Origin of the sequence: Catalinimonas alkaloidigena, from assembly GCF_029504655.1 — a bacterium.
In the GTDB taxonomy this organism is placed as follows: Bacteria; Bacteroidota; Bacteroidia; order Cytophagales; family Cyclobacteriaceae; genus Catalinimonas; species Catalinimonas alkaloidigena.
Genome location: NZ_JAQFIL010000001.1, coordinates 3,588,051 through 3,603,875 on the forward strand (window position 1 = coordinate 3,588,051; position 15,825 = coordinate 3,603,875).

Below are 15,825 nucleotides of genomic sequence, written 5' to 3' on the forward strand. Positions count from 1 at the left end.
CGAGAGCCTTCGGAACAAATTGTATGTAAACATTAAAGAAAAGACTATATAGACATGAAAAAAATATTATTAGTAACAGTAATCATTCTCACAGTCCTTTTTTCCTGTACTGAATCGGATTTTGAGGAGGCATATGTAAATCCTGGTACGCTGGCAAATACTTCAATTGACCGCCAGTTCACAGGATTTTTAGTCCAAAATAAAGATTATGTATTAAAACAATATTGGAACTATTTCGTCGTGCTACGAACCAGTTTAAATCGCTATATGCAAATTATCGGTTGGGAAAATGAACCCAATCAATATATACCTCCATCGTCTGGTTCTGATGCGGTTTGGAATAATTATTACGGGACTTTGTTCCAGTTTAGGGAACTTGAAAAAATCTATAATAACTCAACTGAAACTGAGCAGGCCAATAAGAAAATCTTTATGCTGGCCGCGAAGGTTTACATGTATGATTATACCCAGCGAATGACTGATCTATACGGCGCTATTCCATTCCTTGAAGCCGGAAAGCTTAGCCAAAATAGTGGGGATTATGTGGCCTCATTAGCTGAATTTAACGATCCCAGTACCATCTACACTTTTATGTTGGATGAATTGGCAGCTATCGCCGATGACATGAATGATGTGGAGTTGGCTCCTACTGTCCAGTCATCCTTTGCCATTCAGGATTATGTGAACGATGGTGATGTTGATAGCTGGCGTAGGTACTGCAACTCTCTTCGGTTACGAATGCTAAGCAGGGTTCAGGATGTTCCAGAGTTCAGTGCTCGTGCAAATACTGAAATTGGACAGATTTTAGGCAATCCTGCTAATTATCCAGTAGTTGAGAACAATGATCAGAACATTCAGATTGATGTGGTGGATTTTGGTACACCTATCAATTCAAATTTCACTACACTTGAAAATGATGCTGAAGGATGGTATTCAAGCTTTGCTGGACAAACTTTTCTTGATCAGATGGTCAACACAGGTGATCCCCGATTAACATATATATGGGAACCAGGAGAAAACGCCGGAGGGGTTTATAACGGAATTGATCAGCTTGCTGATGCCGTTGATGTGGCCAATGACGTAGGTGATGGTTTAATCGCGCAGTTTAACAGAGGCACATATGCCAGGAATCGGTATTTTCCAGGACTAATTATTAATGCTGCTGAAGTTGATCTGTATAAGGCAGAATACTATCTGAAGTCAGGTGATGATGCCATGGCCAAAGCCTCATATGAGATGTCTGTTATTAATTCGGTAGATCATTATGTAAGAATAAGAGCTGTAACTAATGATCCCGGCCCTGCTCCTGCACCAACAATTCCAACTGCTGAAGACATATCCACCTATCTGGCTGGAGCTGACGTAAGCTGGGATGCCGCTACTACGAGTGATGAAAAACTAGAACTTATCGCTAGACAAAAGTGGGTTCACTACAACATCATTCAACCTTACGAAAATTGGGCAGAGTTTAGACGGTTGGATAAAATTGATTTGGCTTTTGTACCTGATAATAGCAATAACCAAACGCTACCTCCAGTTCGTTTCAACATTCCTGGCCCCGAACAAACTTTCAATGAAATAAATTATGCCAGAATAGCTGCTGATGACGATTTAAATAATCCGTTGTTCTGGGATCTAAACTGATATAATCTCAATGACTGTAAAAACTTGAGTCATCCTAAATTTTGAATTTTGGGGTTTAGACATAGGGAAAAGGGGTTAGCGATAGCTAATCGGATACGGTAAAGCGATGTAGAAGCATTTCTGCATCGCTTTCCTATTCTATGACATCCTAACGATTACCCTAGGCACAGGCATAGCTTTGCTCTTATGGTCTGTTATGCCACGTCATTTTCATATTTCTTGATGTTTTCCAGTTCTGATTTCTTTGCTCTTGTTTCTTCTTCAAGATCATAATCATCTTGTAATCCTAGCCAGAATTTAGCACTCATTCCAAAGTAGTAACTTAATCTAAGTGCTGTATCCGCTGTAATTCTTCTTCGACCTTTAATGATTTCACTGATCCTGGTTTGTGGAATACCTATCTCTTTGGATAGTCTGTATGCAGAAACATTTAAAGGAATGAGAAACTCTTCCTGTAGTATTTCTCCTGGATGAATGTTAGGTAAATGTTCCATAATTAATGATAATCAATGATGTCTACTTCTGATGCTTGCCCGTTTTCCCACTGAAAAATGATTCTCCATTGGTCGTTAATCCTGATACTGTAAAATTCGCTGAGATTACCAGAAAGCTTTTCCAGTCTGTTTGAAGGTGGAATTCTTAGATCTGCAATATTCTGTGAATTGTTCAACATTCTAAGTTTACGCCTTCCTATTTTCTGAATCTCAATTGGCCATTTCGACACTCTTTTACCATTCCATACTTTTTCAGTTTGCTTTGATCCAAATGAAATTATCATACTCACTTATTGCGTTACTAACGCTAAAGATAAGTATAAAGTTTTGATTTTGGATTACATATGCGTTCTTTTTTTGATGCGGCAAGACGGCCAGTGCGAGTAGCAGGTCCAACTTGCGAGCGTTTTTCTTTCATATTTGCAATTTTCGTGCTTGGAGCAACGAGGGGCTTGTCCGGACACCTGATGATATAAGTCCTTCTTCTTGAAAGTGCAATAATCTGCAATTATGTTAACGGTGGCGGTGTCCTCGTATTTTTTAATGATTGGATTTACATGGCAATTGATAAAAAACAGTCCTTTTCAGGAATAATATAACTGTCAATATGATCTACCGATATTTTCTCAAAGCTGGACTCATTTATCAACAGACTAAAGCGCTGCAAGTCAGTTGGTTAACCTACTTCTACGAATAATTCTATCTCTTTATGTAAACGAACTGTAAGTAGGTGCATTGAAAAGGCGCAAAAGCCGATGCGTAAAGGACTTTAATGGATGCGCAGCCAACCTATTAACACTTCATTTCACTACTCTTTTTTAAAGGTTTTTTCATGTACTTTATTTCCTTTTATATCAAAGTGCTGAAATTTTAGGATGGGCACTCCATTTTCCTGTGCGACTCTTCCTGTTAAAAAACCACCTTTGACTCTAAGAAACTGATGTTCAGGAAGTTTATTATCCTGACTCCATCCTCCTGCATGCTCGTCAGACCCAGGGCCACAACCAAACTCCCATAAATTTGTATTCTCCCAGTGGGTTACATATTGCCAGTGCCGGTCACCATTGCACATAAAAATGTTGTCATATTGATTGATAAAATCTCGTATTTCATCTCCTTCATAATCAAAATTATCATTGGCGTAATTGTCATGTTTGTTCTTTCGGTCGGGGCCCAAAATTGGTGTAGGTGAAATGATTACCTTAAAGGCGGCATCTGATGCCTCAAGGGTATTGAAAAGCCACTGTTTCTGTTCTTTTCCCCAAATAGTTTTATCAGGTCCATCAGGATCAGTGTTTTTGCTTCTGAAGTTCCGGCCTTCCATAAGCCAAATCTGTAAATCTTTTCCCCAACGGACGGTTTTATAAGGTTTATCATTGGAAGGAAACTGCTCTTTGTCAAAAATTTCAATACCCCGCTCAAAAGAAACAGTGCCGTATGTCATACCTTGATAGGCATCATTGCACAATGTATCATGATCATCTTTGAGGAAATAAGTGGTTGTCTGATTATAAAAGTTGCGTTGGTGTGGCAAAGCAAAGATGCGGTCCCATTTGAAGTGCATTAATTTTTCGGTAAGTGCGTAAGGTCTAGGCTTATCATAATACTCGATGTCGCCAGTATGTACATAAAAGTCGGGAGCCTGCTGTAACATCGCCTGATACATCTGGTGGCCTTTTGGGGAGTCTTTCCGAATAAAATCATGACAGGTAACGATGCAGAAACTGATATCCTTACTGCTTTCTACTGCTGGTGGGGTGCAGAAGTTACCTTTCAGAGTATTTGTGGTATTTGCACTGGTACCTGCTCTTGCCTCAAGTTCTACAGCATATTTGGTATCAGGTGTAAGATTTCTGAGCTGCCACTGGGTAGTAAAATTCTTCTCCGGATCTACCTTCGTCCAGGAAATTTCCTTAGCAGCATTAGGTTTGTTTTCCGGATAATACCTTAAGCGGACCTCTCCATCGGCTCCAGGGCAAGCACCGATCATTTCATCTAAATCATAGCCGGCAGGAATTTGTGATTGATAAATTTCTTCTTCATCGGCAATCTCCCACAGTTCACGATGTTTTTCCCCAGAAATCTCAATAAATTCCTTTCCGTTGAAATTCATTTCCGGGTTTTTAGTCAGGCGTGTCCATATCACAATAGAGTTTTGATCAGCCCATCCATTGTGAAATCCATTGCCGAAGTATGGACCTTCATTCAGTGTAATGATTTGTGCATAACTTCCGGTATTTAAACCAACAGCTGTGGTTCCTAATGCAGTTTTTTTGAGAAAGTCTCTTCGTGATTGGTTACGGTTCTTCATATACTTATTAAATTTTCAGTTTTATTAATGTTCAACATACTCGATACATCACTCCATTTTTACAGTATCACTTGTTTGCTGTTGCCATGTTTTGATTATTTCCTTTAACTCTCGAACTTTATTTTGGTATTCATCAACTTCGTAAAGATTATGAAGTTCCTGGGGATCATCTTGCAGGTTAAACAATTGAGACTGATCAATTTCCTGTTCACTCCAGTTGAGTTTCCATCCATCCTGGGTCACTACGGTACGCATTCGCTGAAAGATCACTTCATCAAATCTTTCATCTGACAAACTATCCGGCTTGTCATAGCGTCTGGTCAGGAAAGGATTCCATTCTATAAAAACCGGATCATTTGTCGCGCTTTCTCCGGTAATCAAAGGCAATAAACTTTTTCCCTGCATCTGATCAGGAACTTTCTTTCCCACTAATTCTAATAGTGTCGGCACCAGATCAATATGACTGACGGCTTGGGTAATAACAACTGCATGCATAGCAGGCACATGCATTATCCAGGGAATGCGGGAAGAAGGCTCATACATCAGTCGTTTGGGAGCCAGGTTAAACTTACCCATCATTTTTCCATGTTCGCTTGTATAAACGATGATGGTATTTTCTTCCAAATTCAGCTCATGCAGTTTCTCTCTGATAGCACCTACGGAGAGGTCTACCTGATGCACTAGCCCCCAGTACTTGGCCATCTCTGTCTTTAGGGCATCTATATCCAAATTTTTGCTGGCAGCGGCAATGATATGTTCGCGTAAAGGGGCATCTTCTTTCAACGGCATACCATAGGTTTCATCCAATGTGATAGCTGCTGGATCATGCAGATCATTGAAAGGTCCCGTATTGGGTGTATGAGGTTCCAGAAAGCCTAGGTACAGGATGAATGGATTATTTTGGTGTGCTTCTAGGTAGGCCAACGCCTCCTCTTCCATGAACTTTGATTTGGTATGTGCATAGGGTAAAGTTGCGGCAAAGCTACGGGAGAAGGTTCTAGAGTCTTTATTATCAGGTACATAGCCTTTATCGAGAAGCCAGTAATGGTAATCGCTAAATTTGGTTGTAGCATCGCCAGTATAACCATCTTCAGTAGAAATTCGGGTCTCAAAACCCTGCCATGCCTCCAGTTCATTGCCCAGGTGCCATTTACCTATGTAAGCGGTGGCATATTCCGAATCGTCTATGAGTTCAGGCAAGGTATTTATTGCTTCAGGTAAAGGAATATTATTCGTAGTTACTCCGGTGGTATGAGGGTACAAACCTGTCAGGATAGTAGACCTTGCCGGTGAACAATGCGGCTGCGTAACATACGCATTGATAAACACAATGCCCTCTTCACCTAACTTATTCAGATTAGGGGTTCTGATTTGCGCATTGCCATAGGGAGCAGAAGTATCATAACGTTGCTCATCTGTAAGCACAAAGACTAAGTTCGGTTTTTGTAGATGAGTGACTTCAGCGTTTTCCTGCTCAGACAGAGCACAAGCAGTAAGGTATAAAGAAATAGTGATGACTAATACCTTATGACTCATAGCAGCCCGTTTAGCAGAATACTTTAAATGTATGACCGTATCAAAAGATTTTGTTTGCAGTTTTTGAGAGAATATTCTACCTAAAAACATGTTTATACATTTGATACGGTCAATAAATCATTTAGTATCCCGGGTTCTGAGATAAATCAGCCTGAATATTCTTTTCAATTTCACTAAAAGGGATTGGCCACAGATCATTATGATCGGCATAGGTATCACCATCAAATGGGTTGTATTTTCTTGTTCTTTCTACCAGTTTACCTAAACGTGTGAGTGTGAGCAGGCGAAATTCCTCGAGATATAATTCACGAGCTCTTTCATCCAGTATATAATCAATGTCCACTTCGCCAGCAGAAATCGGGGGAGCCTGGGCACGGTTGCGTACCATATTGATATCATTGGCAGCTCCCTGTTGATCGCCCATTCCCAGATAAGCCTCTGCTCTTAGCAAATAGGTTTCGGCCAGGCGAATGGCATACACATCACGGAAAGCATGATGGCTCCAGGAAAGTCCGCCTTCTACCACTGGATCTACCAAAAAGGCAGGTTCAGGCTGTTGGCCAGGCGTAGAGGTTTTGGTAATCCAGGGATACATGTTGCGGGTGGTATCATTGAGACTTGCCATTAATATGGGCAGATTGTCTTTGAAAATCCATTTTCCATTATGTTCGCTATCTGGATTACGGACAATAAAATCCCTCACAATGTTGGCCGATGAGTTTCTGATATCCTGATCGTATCCGCTTCTTTGCCATAAGGTTTCAAAGAAAAAGTGAGAAGGTCTGGTAAAGCCAGAGCTACGTCCTGCTGTATATGCATTGGGATTGGGGACAAGGGTACTACTAGAACCGTCAGAATTTTCAATTTTTGCCTGCCAGGCCCGGGGTGAGAAAAGACGCTCCAACAAAGGGCCACCCCCAAAACTTTGATCATAGCCACCAGGGGTTTGCCATTCGTACTGTAATACCCAGATAGCTTCTGTATTTCCACTGCTACGATTTTGATTGCCCTGGCGGAAAAGATCCCAGTATACATCGGTTTCATATTGAGGAATCAAAAACTTTTCATCTTTTAAGCTACCAAACCTTTCTGTCATGAGCGCAGTACTGCTATGATCAATCACGGCTGAAGCAGCATCTACCGCATCCTGCCATTGTTCAAGGGAGATATATATTTCAGATAATAAATGAAAGGCGGCAAGGCGGTTGAGTTTATGGTCAGGGGCACTATCGATATCTGGCAGGACGGCAGCAGCCTCTTCCAGATCAGCAGCAGCCTGCTGGTACACTTCTGCCCGGGATGCACGAGTATAATCTCTTTTGGGAGATTTAGTTTCACTCAGTACGAGCGGTACGCCACCGAAAAGATTAGCCAGCATTTTTAGCATGTAGCCCCGAAAAAACTTTGCTTCGGCAGTATAAGCAGCTTTCTCTTCGGCAGTTAGTTCATTGTTATCTGAATTGGCTCTTTCTATGATGACATTGGCATCAAAAATAATCCGGTAGGCAGGTCGCCATAAAGGATCATAAACCAGACTATTGTTAGTAGGCAATAGCAAAGATGATAAGTTTGTACCAAATCCGATATCTTTATGTAGATGGCATATATCTGTTCCCTGTATTCCAACATTGGGAAACATATTGGAACCTGCACTGGAGAAAAAGTCATCTCTTACCCGATTATAAAGTTTAAGTACGGCAGCTTCATAATCCGCACTGCTTACATAGGAATTTTCGGGAGAGTAAAAGTCAACAGGCTCTGTTTTCAGGAAATCATCTTCATCGCAGGCACAAAATACCAGGAGCATGCAAAGCATTAGTATTTTGTTTTGATACCCTAAAGTAATATATAATCTATGTTTGACATTTATATTAAAATACATGGTTGTTGCTTTTAGAATGTAACATTAATACCAAGTGAGTAACTTTCCATTACCGGCCTACCAGTACGGGTAATACCCTGACCTGTTTCGGGATCCCATCCCTCCCAGTCAGTGATTGTTAACAGGTTTCTGCCGCTAAGCGTAATTTTTACATCCTGTATGGATGCCCACTCTACCGAACCAAGGTTGTATGACAGAGAGACGTTTCTGAGGCGCACAAAACTTCTGGGAGAATAGCGAGTACCCGCAATACCGCCCGAACCTTTGATGCCCGGCCTTTGGTATTTTGCCCCAGGGTTTTCAGGTGTCCAGTAGTCTATCCCTTCAGGAAAAGTGATATTAAAATGATTTTCCTGATTATAGATCTGGAAGTCATAAAAACTCTCCTCGCCCAAATAACGATCTTTACCTCCCTGCACTGAGTTGATGAAAAGTCTGAAAGTGAATTTTTCATAATTTAGTACGTTGTTGATCCCAAACCGATAGGCAGGTAATCTATTACCAATAATTTTTCGGTCATTTCCATCAATCGCATTGTCATCATTAAGGTCAACTACTCGATAGGCACCAAACTCATACCCATTGGGAATTTCATCATCTACCTGCCAGATACCATCTATTTGGTAATCATATATTACTCCAGTGGATTGTCCGATGAATAAACCTTCTGAAACCAGATCATCCTCCTCTCCATCTCCATCCACATCAAAACCAAGCAAAGTATTGATTCTGTTTCTGTTGCTGGAAAAATTGAAATCGGTAGTCCAGGTAAAATTATTCCGCTGAATATTTACTGAGGAAAGTGATAATTCAATACCTTCATTATGTATTTCTCCCAGGTTATCAGGGAATATCTCAAAACGGCTGACACCCGGGATATCCACTTCATAAAGTAAATCGGTAGTATTATTGTTATAGTAATTAATAGAACCTTTCAAGCGACCGTTATTTACGCTGAAGTCAACTCCCAGATTAACGCCGGTAGTTTTTTCCCACCTGAGGTCTGGGCTTTCCAGGGCGCTTATCCACTGCGTAAAAAGCGGACTTCCATCTGCGGTTACATATCCAGGACCACCTGATACCTCAGCCAATGTTTGGTAGCGGCCGATGGTCCGATTTCCTGTGGTCCCATAGGAAGCTCTGAGTTTTAGAAAACTCACCCAATCCGATAAGGAATGCATAAATGATTCTTCAGATATCACCCATCCGACGGCTAAGGAAGGAAAAGTGCCGAATTTATTTTTTTCACTAAAGCCTGAAAAGCCATCTCTGCGTATGGTTCCGGTAATCAGGTATCTATCGAGTAGTTTATAGGAAATTCGGCCCATATTGTACAAACTGGATTCTTTCCATCCACCAGAGGTCACCCTTTGCTGATCGGCAGCGGCGGCTTGCAGTCTGTTGAAGCCCAGAACATCTTTGGCAAAGTTTGATCCTTCGGCATTTGTAAAAGACAACGCTCTTTCCTCAACTCCATACAAAAGGGTAACATCTATCTCATGACCGTTATTGAAGATTTTACTGTATGACAATATATTATCCAGGCTCCAGGTATATTCTTTATCATGTCTTTTATATCCATATCCTTGAAAGCTGGAGCCATGAGCGCCGAAATAATTGTTATCAATAGTCTGGTAATTATTGCCAAATCGCAGCTTATAATTCAGACCTTCAACCGGCAACTGAACGGTACCGGTGAGGTTTGCATTAATATTCAAACGCTTATCTTCTACATCGGCACCAGCCTCTATGATTGGATTTACAGGGTTACCGGTAGGGCGATCTACCAACTGTCCGTCTTCATCATAAGGATGAGCAAAAGGTTCAAGATATCGATCAGCCAAGCCAAAGGTTTGAGGTCCGTAGTCACTAAGGCTGATAAAACTTTGAACATCAACATCCAACCAATCCGTAATGGCACTTCCAAGATTGATTCTCCCATTAATTCTTTCGTAATATTCATCTATCAGATGGCCATCCTGCCGGGTATATCCTATGGAAGTAAAATAGTTATTATATTCTGTAGAGTTAGCAATGGACACATTATGTGTGGTAGTATAAGGATTGTCATTGGTGACATAATCGTACCAGTCAAAAGACCTTCCTAAATTAAATTGCCTGATTTCATGACTTGTTTTAAAGTTGGTAGTCTCCGTCCAGTCAGGGTTAGGTTCCAGGTATCCTGATACCTCGGTTCTACTTTGGAAAATGTCGGAATGAGCGATTTTTTCCATAAACCTATCCGGATTAGTTTGTGCCCTCAACTCATAGTGAGGCTGTTGAAATGAATATTGTCCTGAGTAGGAAATAACCGGTTTTCCTCCGGCTGCTCCTCCAGACTTGGTGGTAATCATGATCACTCCATTGGCAGCCTGTGAACCGTATATAGCAGTGGCTGATGCATCTTTAAGCACATCTACTGATTTAATATCATTGGGATTGATGTCTATCAACGCCCCTCGGTAGATCACCTGATCTACTACAATGAGGGGTGCCTGTTCGCCAGAAAGAGAAGTTTGCCCTCGGATAGAAATAGAGGGATTTTGACCAGCCTGGTTTACCTGAGACACATTCAATCCCGGTACAGTTCCCTGTAAACCCTCCATAACAGACACATTAGGTTGCTCACTAATCGCATCCATGTCAGCCCGGGCAATAGCGCCCGTTACATCTTTAGCTTTCTGGGTGCCATAGCCCACCACTACAATTTCTTCCAGGGACTGTATGTCGGGAGACATATTAATATCAATAGTAGACCGGCCATTGATCTCTACTTCCTGAGACATGTAACCAATGGAAGAAAATACCAGGGTAGTTATGTCATCAGCAACAGTCAGGCGATAATTACCGTCTACTCCGGTCACCGTACCAGTGGTAGTACCTTTAGCCAATACATTGACACCAGGAAGAGGCTCTCCACTTTCTCCATCGGTTACCTGGCCGCTGATGGTTTGTGCCAGCCTCATATGTTCCTGAACGGACAAAGGATCTAAGCTTGTCAGCATACTAACTTTGTTTGGTACGTATTGATTGTCATCTGCACCTACCTCTTTGGGAAGTATTTTTTTAGGCAGTTTATTTTCTTTAGGTGTAATGACAAAGTGTACCTCATCCAACTGTTTAAATTCCAGTCCATGCGGTTTCAACACCGTTTCTAAAGCCTGCTTAAGTTCCTGTTTTTTCCAGCGCTGAGTGTTGACCGCTTTTCCGGCTACCAGGTCTTCCTGATAACCAAAAGTGACCTGGTGCTGTGCTTTGATTTTTTCCAGCACCTGATCCAGGCTCATCGTCTTATCATCCTGAGCATGCGTGTTGGCCACTGATCTCACCGAAGCCAAAGGTTGTTGGGCCAGCGAAGGAATAACACTCACTCCACATAGCAGTAGGAACAGTAAAAATTTTGCTACAGAAAGTACATTATAATACATGTTGATTAGTTTTAGGATTGTGTAAATGAATCGCATAGCCTGTCAGGCAAATGCTCCCCACCCTTATGTTTGTCGGGCTTTCTTTTAAGTACTGCTTAAGGTGATCGTTTCATGTGTTTTTTCTACTTTAAGTTGAAAAATTTCGGATAAATAGCGAAGCATCATATCCAGGTCTGTGGTACGAAGTTCTGCCGTCATGATCATTTCCTCAGGCTCAACGCCCTGAGTAATGACAGTGTAGCCAAAGTGGTCTTCAATCAATTCTATCACCTCAGAAAGAGGGGCTTTTTCAAATACAAAAACTCCCGCAGTCCAGGATATATACTTTTCTGTTTGAGCTATGGCTTTGGTGATTTTTCCTTCCTGTACCGAGACGAGTTCGCCCGGTTGCATATGCACCTCTACCTTTTCAGACTTATTGATTGCCTGGGGTAAACTGAGGCGAATACTCCCTTCTTCAAGCAGTATTTGGTTTTCATCACGACGATTGTTTACGTTGAACCTCGTTCCCAGCACAGTAATTGCGACCTCATCCGAATAGACGACAAACTTCTGATCATCTTCGGTATGCACTACAGAAAAGTAAGCTTCCCCCTCCAGAGAGACAGTCCGTTCACTATCACCGAGCCATCCTGAGGAGTAGTGTAAACTGGAATTAGCCCCTAAGACAACTGATGATCCATCAGGAAGTATAAGCTCCTGAGTTTGGCCAAACTCAGTTTGGTAGCTGATGCCAAACAGAGCATGATTCACATCCTGTACCTTTAGCATCACAAATGTTACGGCGAGCACCAAGGCTATAGAGGCTGCTACGGCATACCATGGAAAAGCCATAATTTTTTGGTTTTTGACTTTATACCTGCCTGTAGAACGATTCTTTACTATATCACGCCACACCTGCGCTGCATCCTCCTCTGTGGGTTCATTCGCAGTGAAATGCATACTTCGCAAAATAGCAGCTGCCTCCAGAATATCCTGCCTTTGCTCAGGATGGTCTTGAAGCCATTTTTTCCAATAGATGTCTGCTGTTTCCTCTTCGGACAAGACCCAACGCTGAAAATAGGCGTCTGCTACAAATTCTTCTATTGAAAAGCTGCGGTAATCCATAATGGGTGTTTTATTATAAGTTCTTTGATTCACCCATTTTACCCCATGGCTTAGAAGAAATATTTCAAAGTTTATGGTTTGTACTAAAAAAAGAGAGCTATTTTAACATTAAATCAACAAAATGAAGGTTTTGATGCTTAATCTATAATTTTAATGGGAGAGAAAATTCCAGAAAGCTTAATACCAGATTTGATAACAGTAAAAATGGCTAAGGCAATATTGTTATCCCAGCAGGCTAAAAAGAGCAGTAATTAGAATCATTTTTTCCCGGAGAAAGGCTATGGCCCTAGCTACCAGTTTGTAGGTTGCTTTGGTGGAGATGCCCAGCACATGCGCTACAGCCTCGTAGGAAAGTTGGTCAAAAAATTTAAGAAAGATAACCTCACGCTGCTTCTGGGTCAGTAGGTTGAGCGCATTTTGTAGTTTGTCTCTTTGCCCGTCCTGGGTTTCCCGTAGAATAAATTTAGTTTCAACTGAGGTGTCAAAAGAAAAATGATAAGCCGCTTCAACAGCAACTGAGGGTGAGTTTTGTGCCTGAGCCTTCAGGATAATATTTCTTAAAGCTTTGTACTGATAAGGTTTGATAGCACGGATGCGAGAGGGTTTAGAGCGGTACTTCCAGAGATTAATAAATAAATCATGAATGCTGTCTTTTACTAGATCATGCTGATTGCATAGCTTCATCCCGTAATTATACAAGCTGCGAAAAGAAATCTAATACAATAAATCGAAAGCTGAATCATCACCTTTTATAAAGGACTCCCACAACTCTTGCTCAGAGCGTTTATGGGTTAGATGTGTAATTGATTTTCCAATAGCACTATCATGCTTATCCTTTGGCAGTCGGTTAAGCTCGGAGACGATGGACAAATGGCTCTCAGGCATGGTAGATCGTAATTCAAGTGTTTATAATTACACTCTTTTTTACATTATCGCAAGTAAACCACTATTTTACAAAAAATTTATTAGTCTTATTATCTACAATATATATGCTGACTCATTGAGTGCACCTCTATCAATATCTTCAACAATAATGTCTTTCAGCAAGTGACCACCTTCTTTCTGGGGCTTATCACGTATTCATAATTTATCTCTTCAAAATCCACGCTATACACTATCTCTTATCTCCTACATGGGTGTAGTCAAAGAAGTCTATTTATTGAGCCTGAAAAGTGCAATAATCGCTTATATTTAAATAGTATAGCAGTGTATTGTATACCCATTATAGTTGAGTTTCCCATGAAGATAGTTTAACAGTAGATTTACAAAACAATGCCTTGATAAAGCTAATCTGAATAAAAAGTTAGTGAAAGGCTCGAGAGTTTGCTACTTCTAGCGCTGTAATTAAATTACCAATAGTTTTATCTGAAGGAAATAAGCAAGATGAGAACTTAAAGCATACTAAATTATCATAAGCAATACGGTGACCCATTTAAGTGTATTAATCCTATCAAATATGCCTAAATGAAATAACTTGGTATGTGCTAAGAAAAACAGTAGAAACCAGCTATATTTTAGTATGCTTAGCCATAGGAATAAATTTATTGCTTAGTTTTTCTGGTAGATAGCAGCTTTATGAACAACAACTTTTTTTTTAATTTTCTATGATCTTCTTTCTCCAGCCATCACATGTTCTACTGAGTAGATGAAAGCGTCTTTTTATGATGAAAAAAACAAATCAAAAATACATGCAAATAAGTGCAGATAATAAATTTTAAGGAAGGATTATGCCAGGAATTGTTATATTTTTGATTGCTTATATTATTCATACGTTTATTTTTCAGGATTAAAATTGCTCAACGAGGCAAGCACGTGCTGAATTCACCACAAGGTATTGTAACTTTTAAAATATCCTGTGATCTGCTTCTCTCTATTTACTCCTGAATAGCTAATAATTTACTTTATCTTTCTCTTGATTTGAACAATCTTTATAAACAATGTGTACTAGTAAAGTGTAATTATATTATACAAAGCTACTAAGAATTCTTGTCCTGCCTGATGGCGATTCAGACCCTTCATGTATGGCCTATCTTACTAAACCGCGCTTATAAAAAATTTTACATTTATCTATGACTTATCAAACTCGTTTTGTTGATACCAACCGCTCAGCATTCTTCCCTACCTTACGCAAGCGTGTAAATCAACATTTTAAAGCAAAAGGTATATCGCCCTACGGCAATCGTAAAATGGCAGTAAAAACCATTGCCCTGTCTGTTATGTATCTGGGATCCTATGCTGCCATCCTTACCTTAGCAGTAAATCCCTGGTGGCTGCTACCCTTTGCTATTCTGATGGGAATAGGTAAAGCCGGTATTGGAATGTCTGTCATGCATGATGCATTGCATGGTTCATATTCTCGCAATGCTACTGTCAATCGTTGGGTAGGTTATCTTACTTATTTTATCGGAGCGAATCCCATTGTCTGGAAGATACAGCACAACGTGCTGCATCACACCTATACAAACATTCATGGTTTGGATGATGATATACGAAATAAGTTAATCATCCGCTTGAGCAAGCATGCTCCACTTCAGTGGATTCACCGGTATCAGCATATATACGTATTCTTCCTCTACGGCTTCAACACATTGTTTTTTATCATCAGTGATTTGGTTAAACTAATTGGCTATAACCGTAGCGGGATGGTTAAGCGTCAGAAAACCCAGATGAGCCTTGAGTTGACTAAACTTATTGTAACTAAAACATTGTACGTATTTTTCACTGTGGTACTACCCATGCTGGTTACCTCCTTATTTTGGTGGCAAGTGCTTATTGGCGTAGTGGCCATGCACCTTACGGCGGGATATATTCTTACTATGATCTTTCAGATGGCTCATATAGTAGAAGAGGTAGAACAACCCTTGACAAATGATGAAGGTAATATTGAGAATGCATGGGCTGTCCATCAACTAGAAACGACAGCTAATTTTGCCCGAAAGAATCGTCTACTCAACTGGTATGTAGGGGGACTCAATTTTCAAATAGAGCATCATCTGTTCCCGAACATCTGTCATATTCATTACGAGCAGATTTCGCCTATTGTAGAGCAGACAGCCAAGGAATTTAACTTACCTTACCATGAAAAGCACACTTTCGGTGAGGCGCTAAGCTCTCATATCAGAATGATGCGAAACCTGGGAGAAATGACATCCACTTTACACACTACAAAACCTACACTAACATAAGGTGAAGTTATTGCACTTCAGTTTTTATGTTTTTTGTTAGGTATATTATGTTTATCACTCCTCTTAATTTATGGTTACTTTTGATTGCTCGAGCCAACAACCAAAAGTAACCTTCAAAAGTTAGAGAGCTTAAAGTAACAGCAACAGACAAGTTATGCTCAACAGTGAGAGCTGTCACTGTTTTCAGCGCTCATTTGTAGTAATACAACCTGCTCCAAGCCGGGAATAAAACTCTCCG

At 40.6% G+C, this 15,825-nt stretch carries 10 protein-coding genes; 2 read left to right on the top strand and 8 right to left on the bottom strand.

All coding sequences use genetic code 11. The features are described 5' to 3' along the window. Positions 1–54: 54 nt before the first annotated feature. A complete protein-coding gene (locus OKW21_RS14675; RefSeq protein ID WP_277480380.1) occupies positions 55–1,644 on the top strand; it encodes a SusD/RagB family nutrient-binding outer membrane lipoprotein in 1,590 nt (529 codons plus the stop codon). A gap of 194 nt (positions 1,645–1,838) precedes the next feature. Here OKW21_RS14675 and OKW21_RS14680 read toward each other — a convergent pair whose 3' ends face one another. From OKW21_RS14680 to OKW21_RS14715, 8 genes are all read right to left on the bottom strand, one after another. Then, positions 1,839–2,138: a HigA family addiction module antitoxin gene (locus OKW21_RS14680; RefSeq protein ID WP_277480381.1), complete on the bottom strand. Its 300-nt coding sequence runs from the start codon at positions 2,136–2,138 to the stop codon at positions 1,839–1,841. A 2-nt stretch (positions 2,139–2,140) separates the two neighbouring features. Continuing rightward, on the bottom strand, positions 2,141–2,422 hold the full coding sequence (locus tag OKW21_RS14685; protein ID WP_277480382.1) for a type II toxin-antitoxin system RelE/ParE family toxin: 282 nt from the start codon (positions 2,420–2,422) through the stop codon (positions 2,141–2,143). Positions 2,423–2,946: 524 nt separating this feature from the next. Further along, positions 2,947–4,449, bottom strand: a complete 1,503-nt coding sequence (locus tag OKW21_RS14690; protein ID WP_277480383.1) for an alkaline phosphatase D family protein — start codon at positions 4,447–4,449, stop codon at positions 2,947–2,949. A gap of 48 nt (positions 4,450–4,497) precedes the next feature. After that, entirely contained in the window at positions 4,498–5,985 is a 1,488-nt protein-coding gene (locus tag OKW21_RS14695) for a sulfatase family protein (RefSeq protein WP_277480385.1), read from the bottom strand. 121 nt (positions 5,986–6,106) lie between these two features. After that, positions 6,107–7,801, bottom strand: a complete 1,695-nt coding sequence (locus OKW21_RS14700) for a RagB/SusD family nutrient uptake outer membrane protein (RefSeq protein ID WP_277480387.1) — start codon at positions 7,799–7,801, stop codon at positions 6,107–6,109. A 77-nt stretch (positions 7,802–7,878) separates the two neighbouring features. Continuing rightward, positions 7,879–11,295: a SusC/RagA family TonB-linked outer membrane protein gene (locus tag OKW21_RS14705; RefSeq protein WP_277480388.1), complete on the bottom strand. Its 3,417-nt coding sequence runs from the start codon at positions 11,293–11,295 to the stop codon at positions 7,879–7,881. Positions 11,296–11,379: 84 nt separating this feature from the next. Further along, on the bottom strand, positions 11,380–12,402 hold the full coding sequence (locus tag OKW21_RS14710) for a FecR family protein (protein WP_277480389.1): 1,023 nt from the start codon (positions 12,400–12,402) through the stop codon (positions 11,380–11,382). 222 nt (positions 12,403–12,624) lie between these two features. Continuing rightward, on the bottom strand, positions 12,625–13,101 hold the full coding sequence (locus OKW21_RS14715; RefSeq protein WP_277480391.1) for an RNA polymerase sigma factor: 477 nt from the start codon (positions 13,099–13,101) through the stop codon (positions 12,625–12,627). A gap of 1,370 nt (positions 13,102–14,471) precedes the next feature. Here OKW21_RS14715 and OKW21_RS14720 point away from each other — a divergent pair. Next, positions 14,472–15,587, top strand: coding sequence for a fatty acid desaturase family protein (locus tag OKW21_RS14720; protein WP_277480393.1), 1,116 nt, complete (start codon positions 14,472–14,474; stop codon positions 15,585–15,587). Positions 15,588–15,825 lie beyond the last annotated feature (238 nt).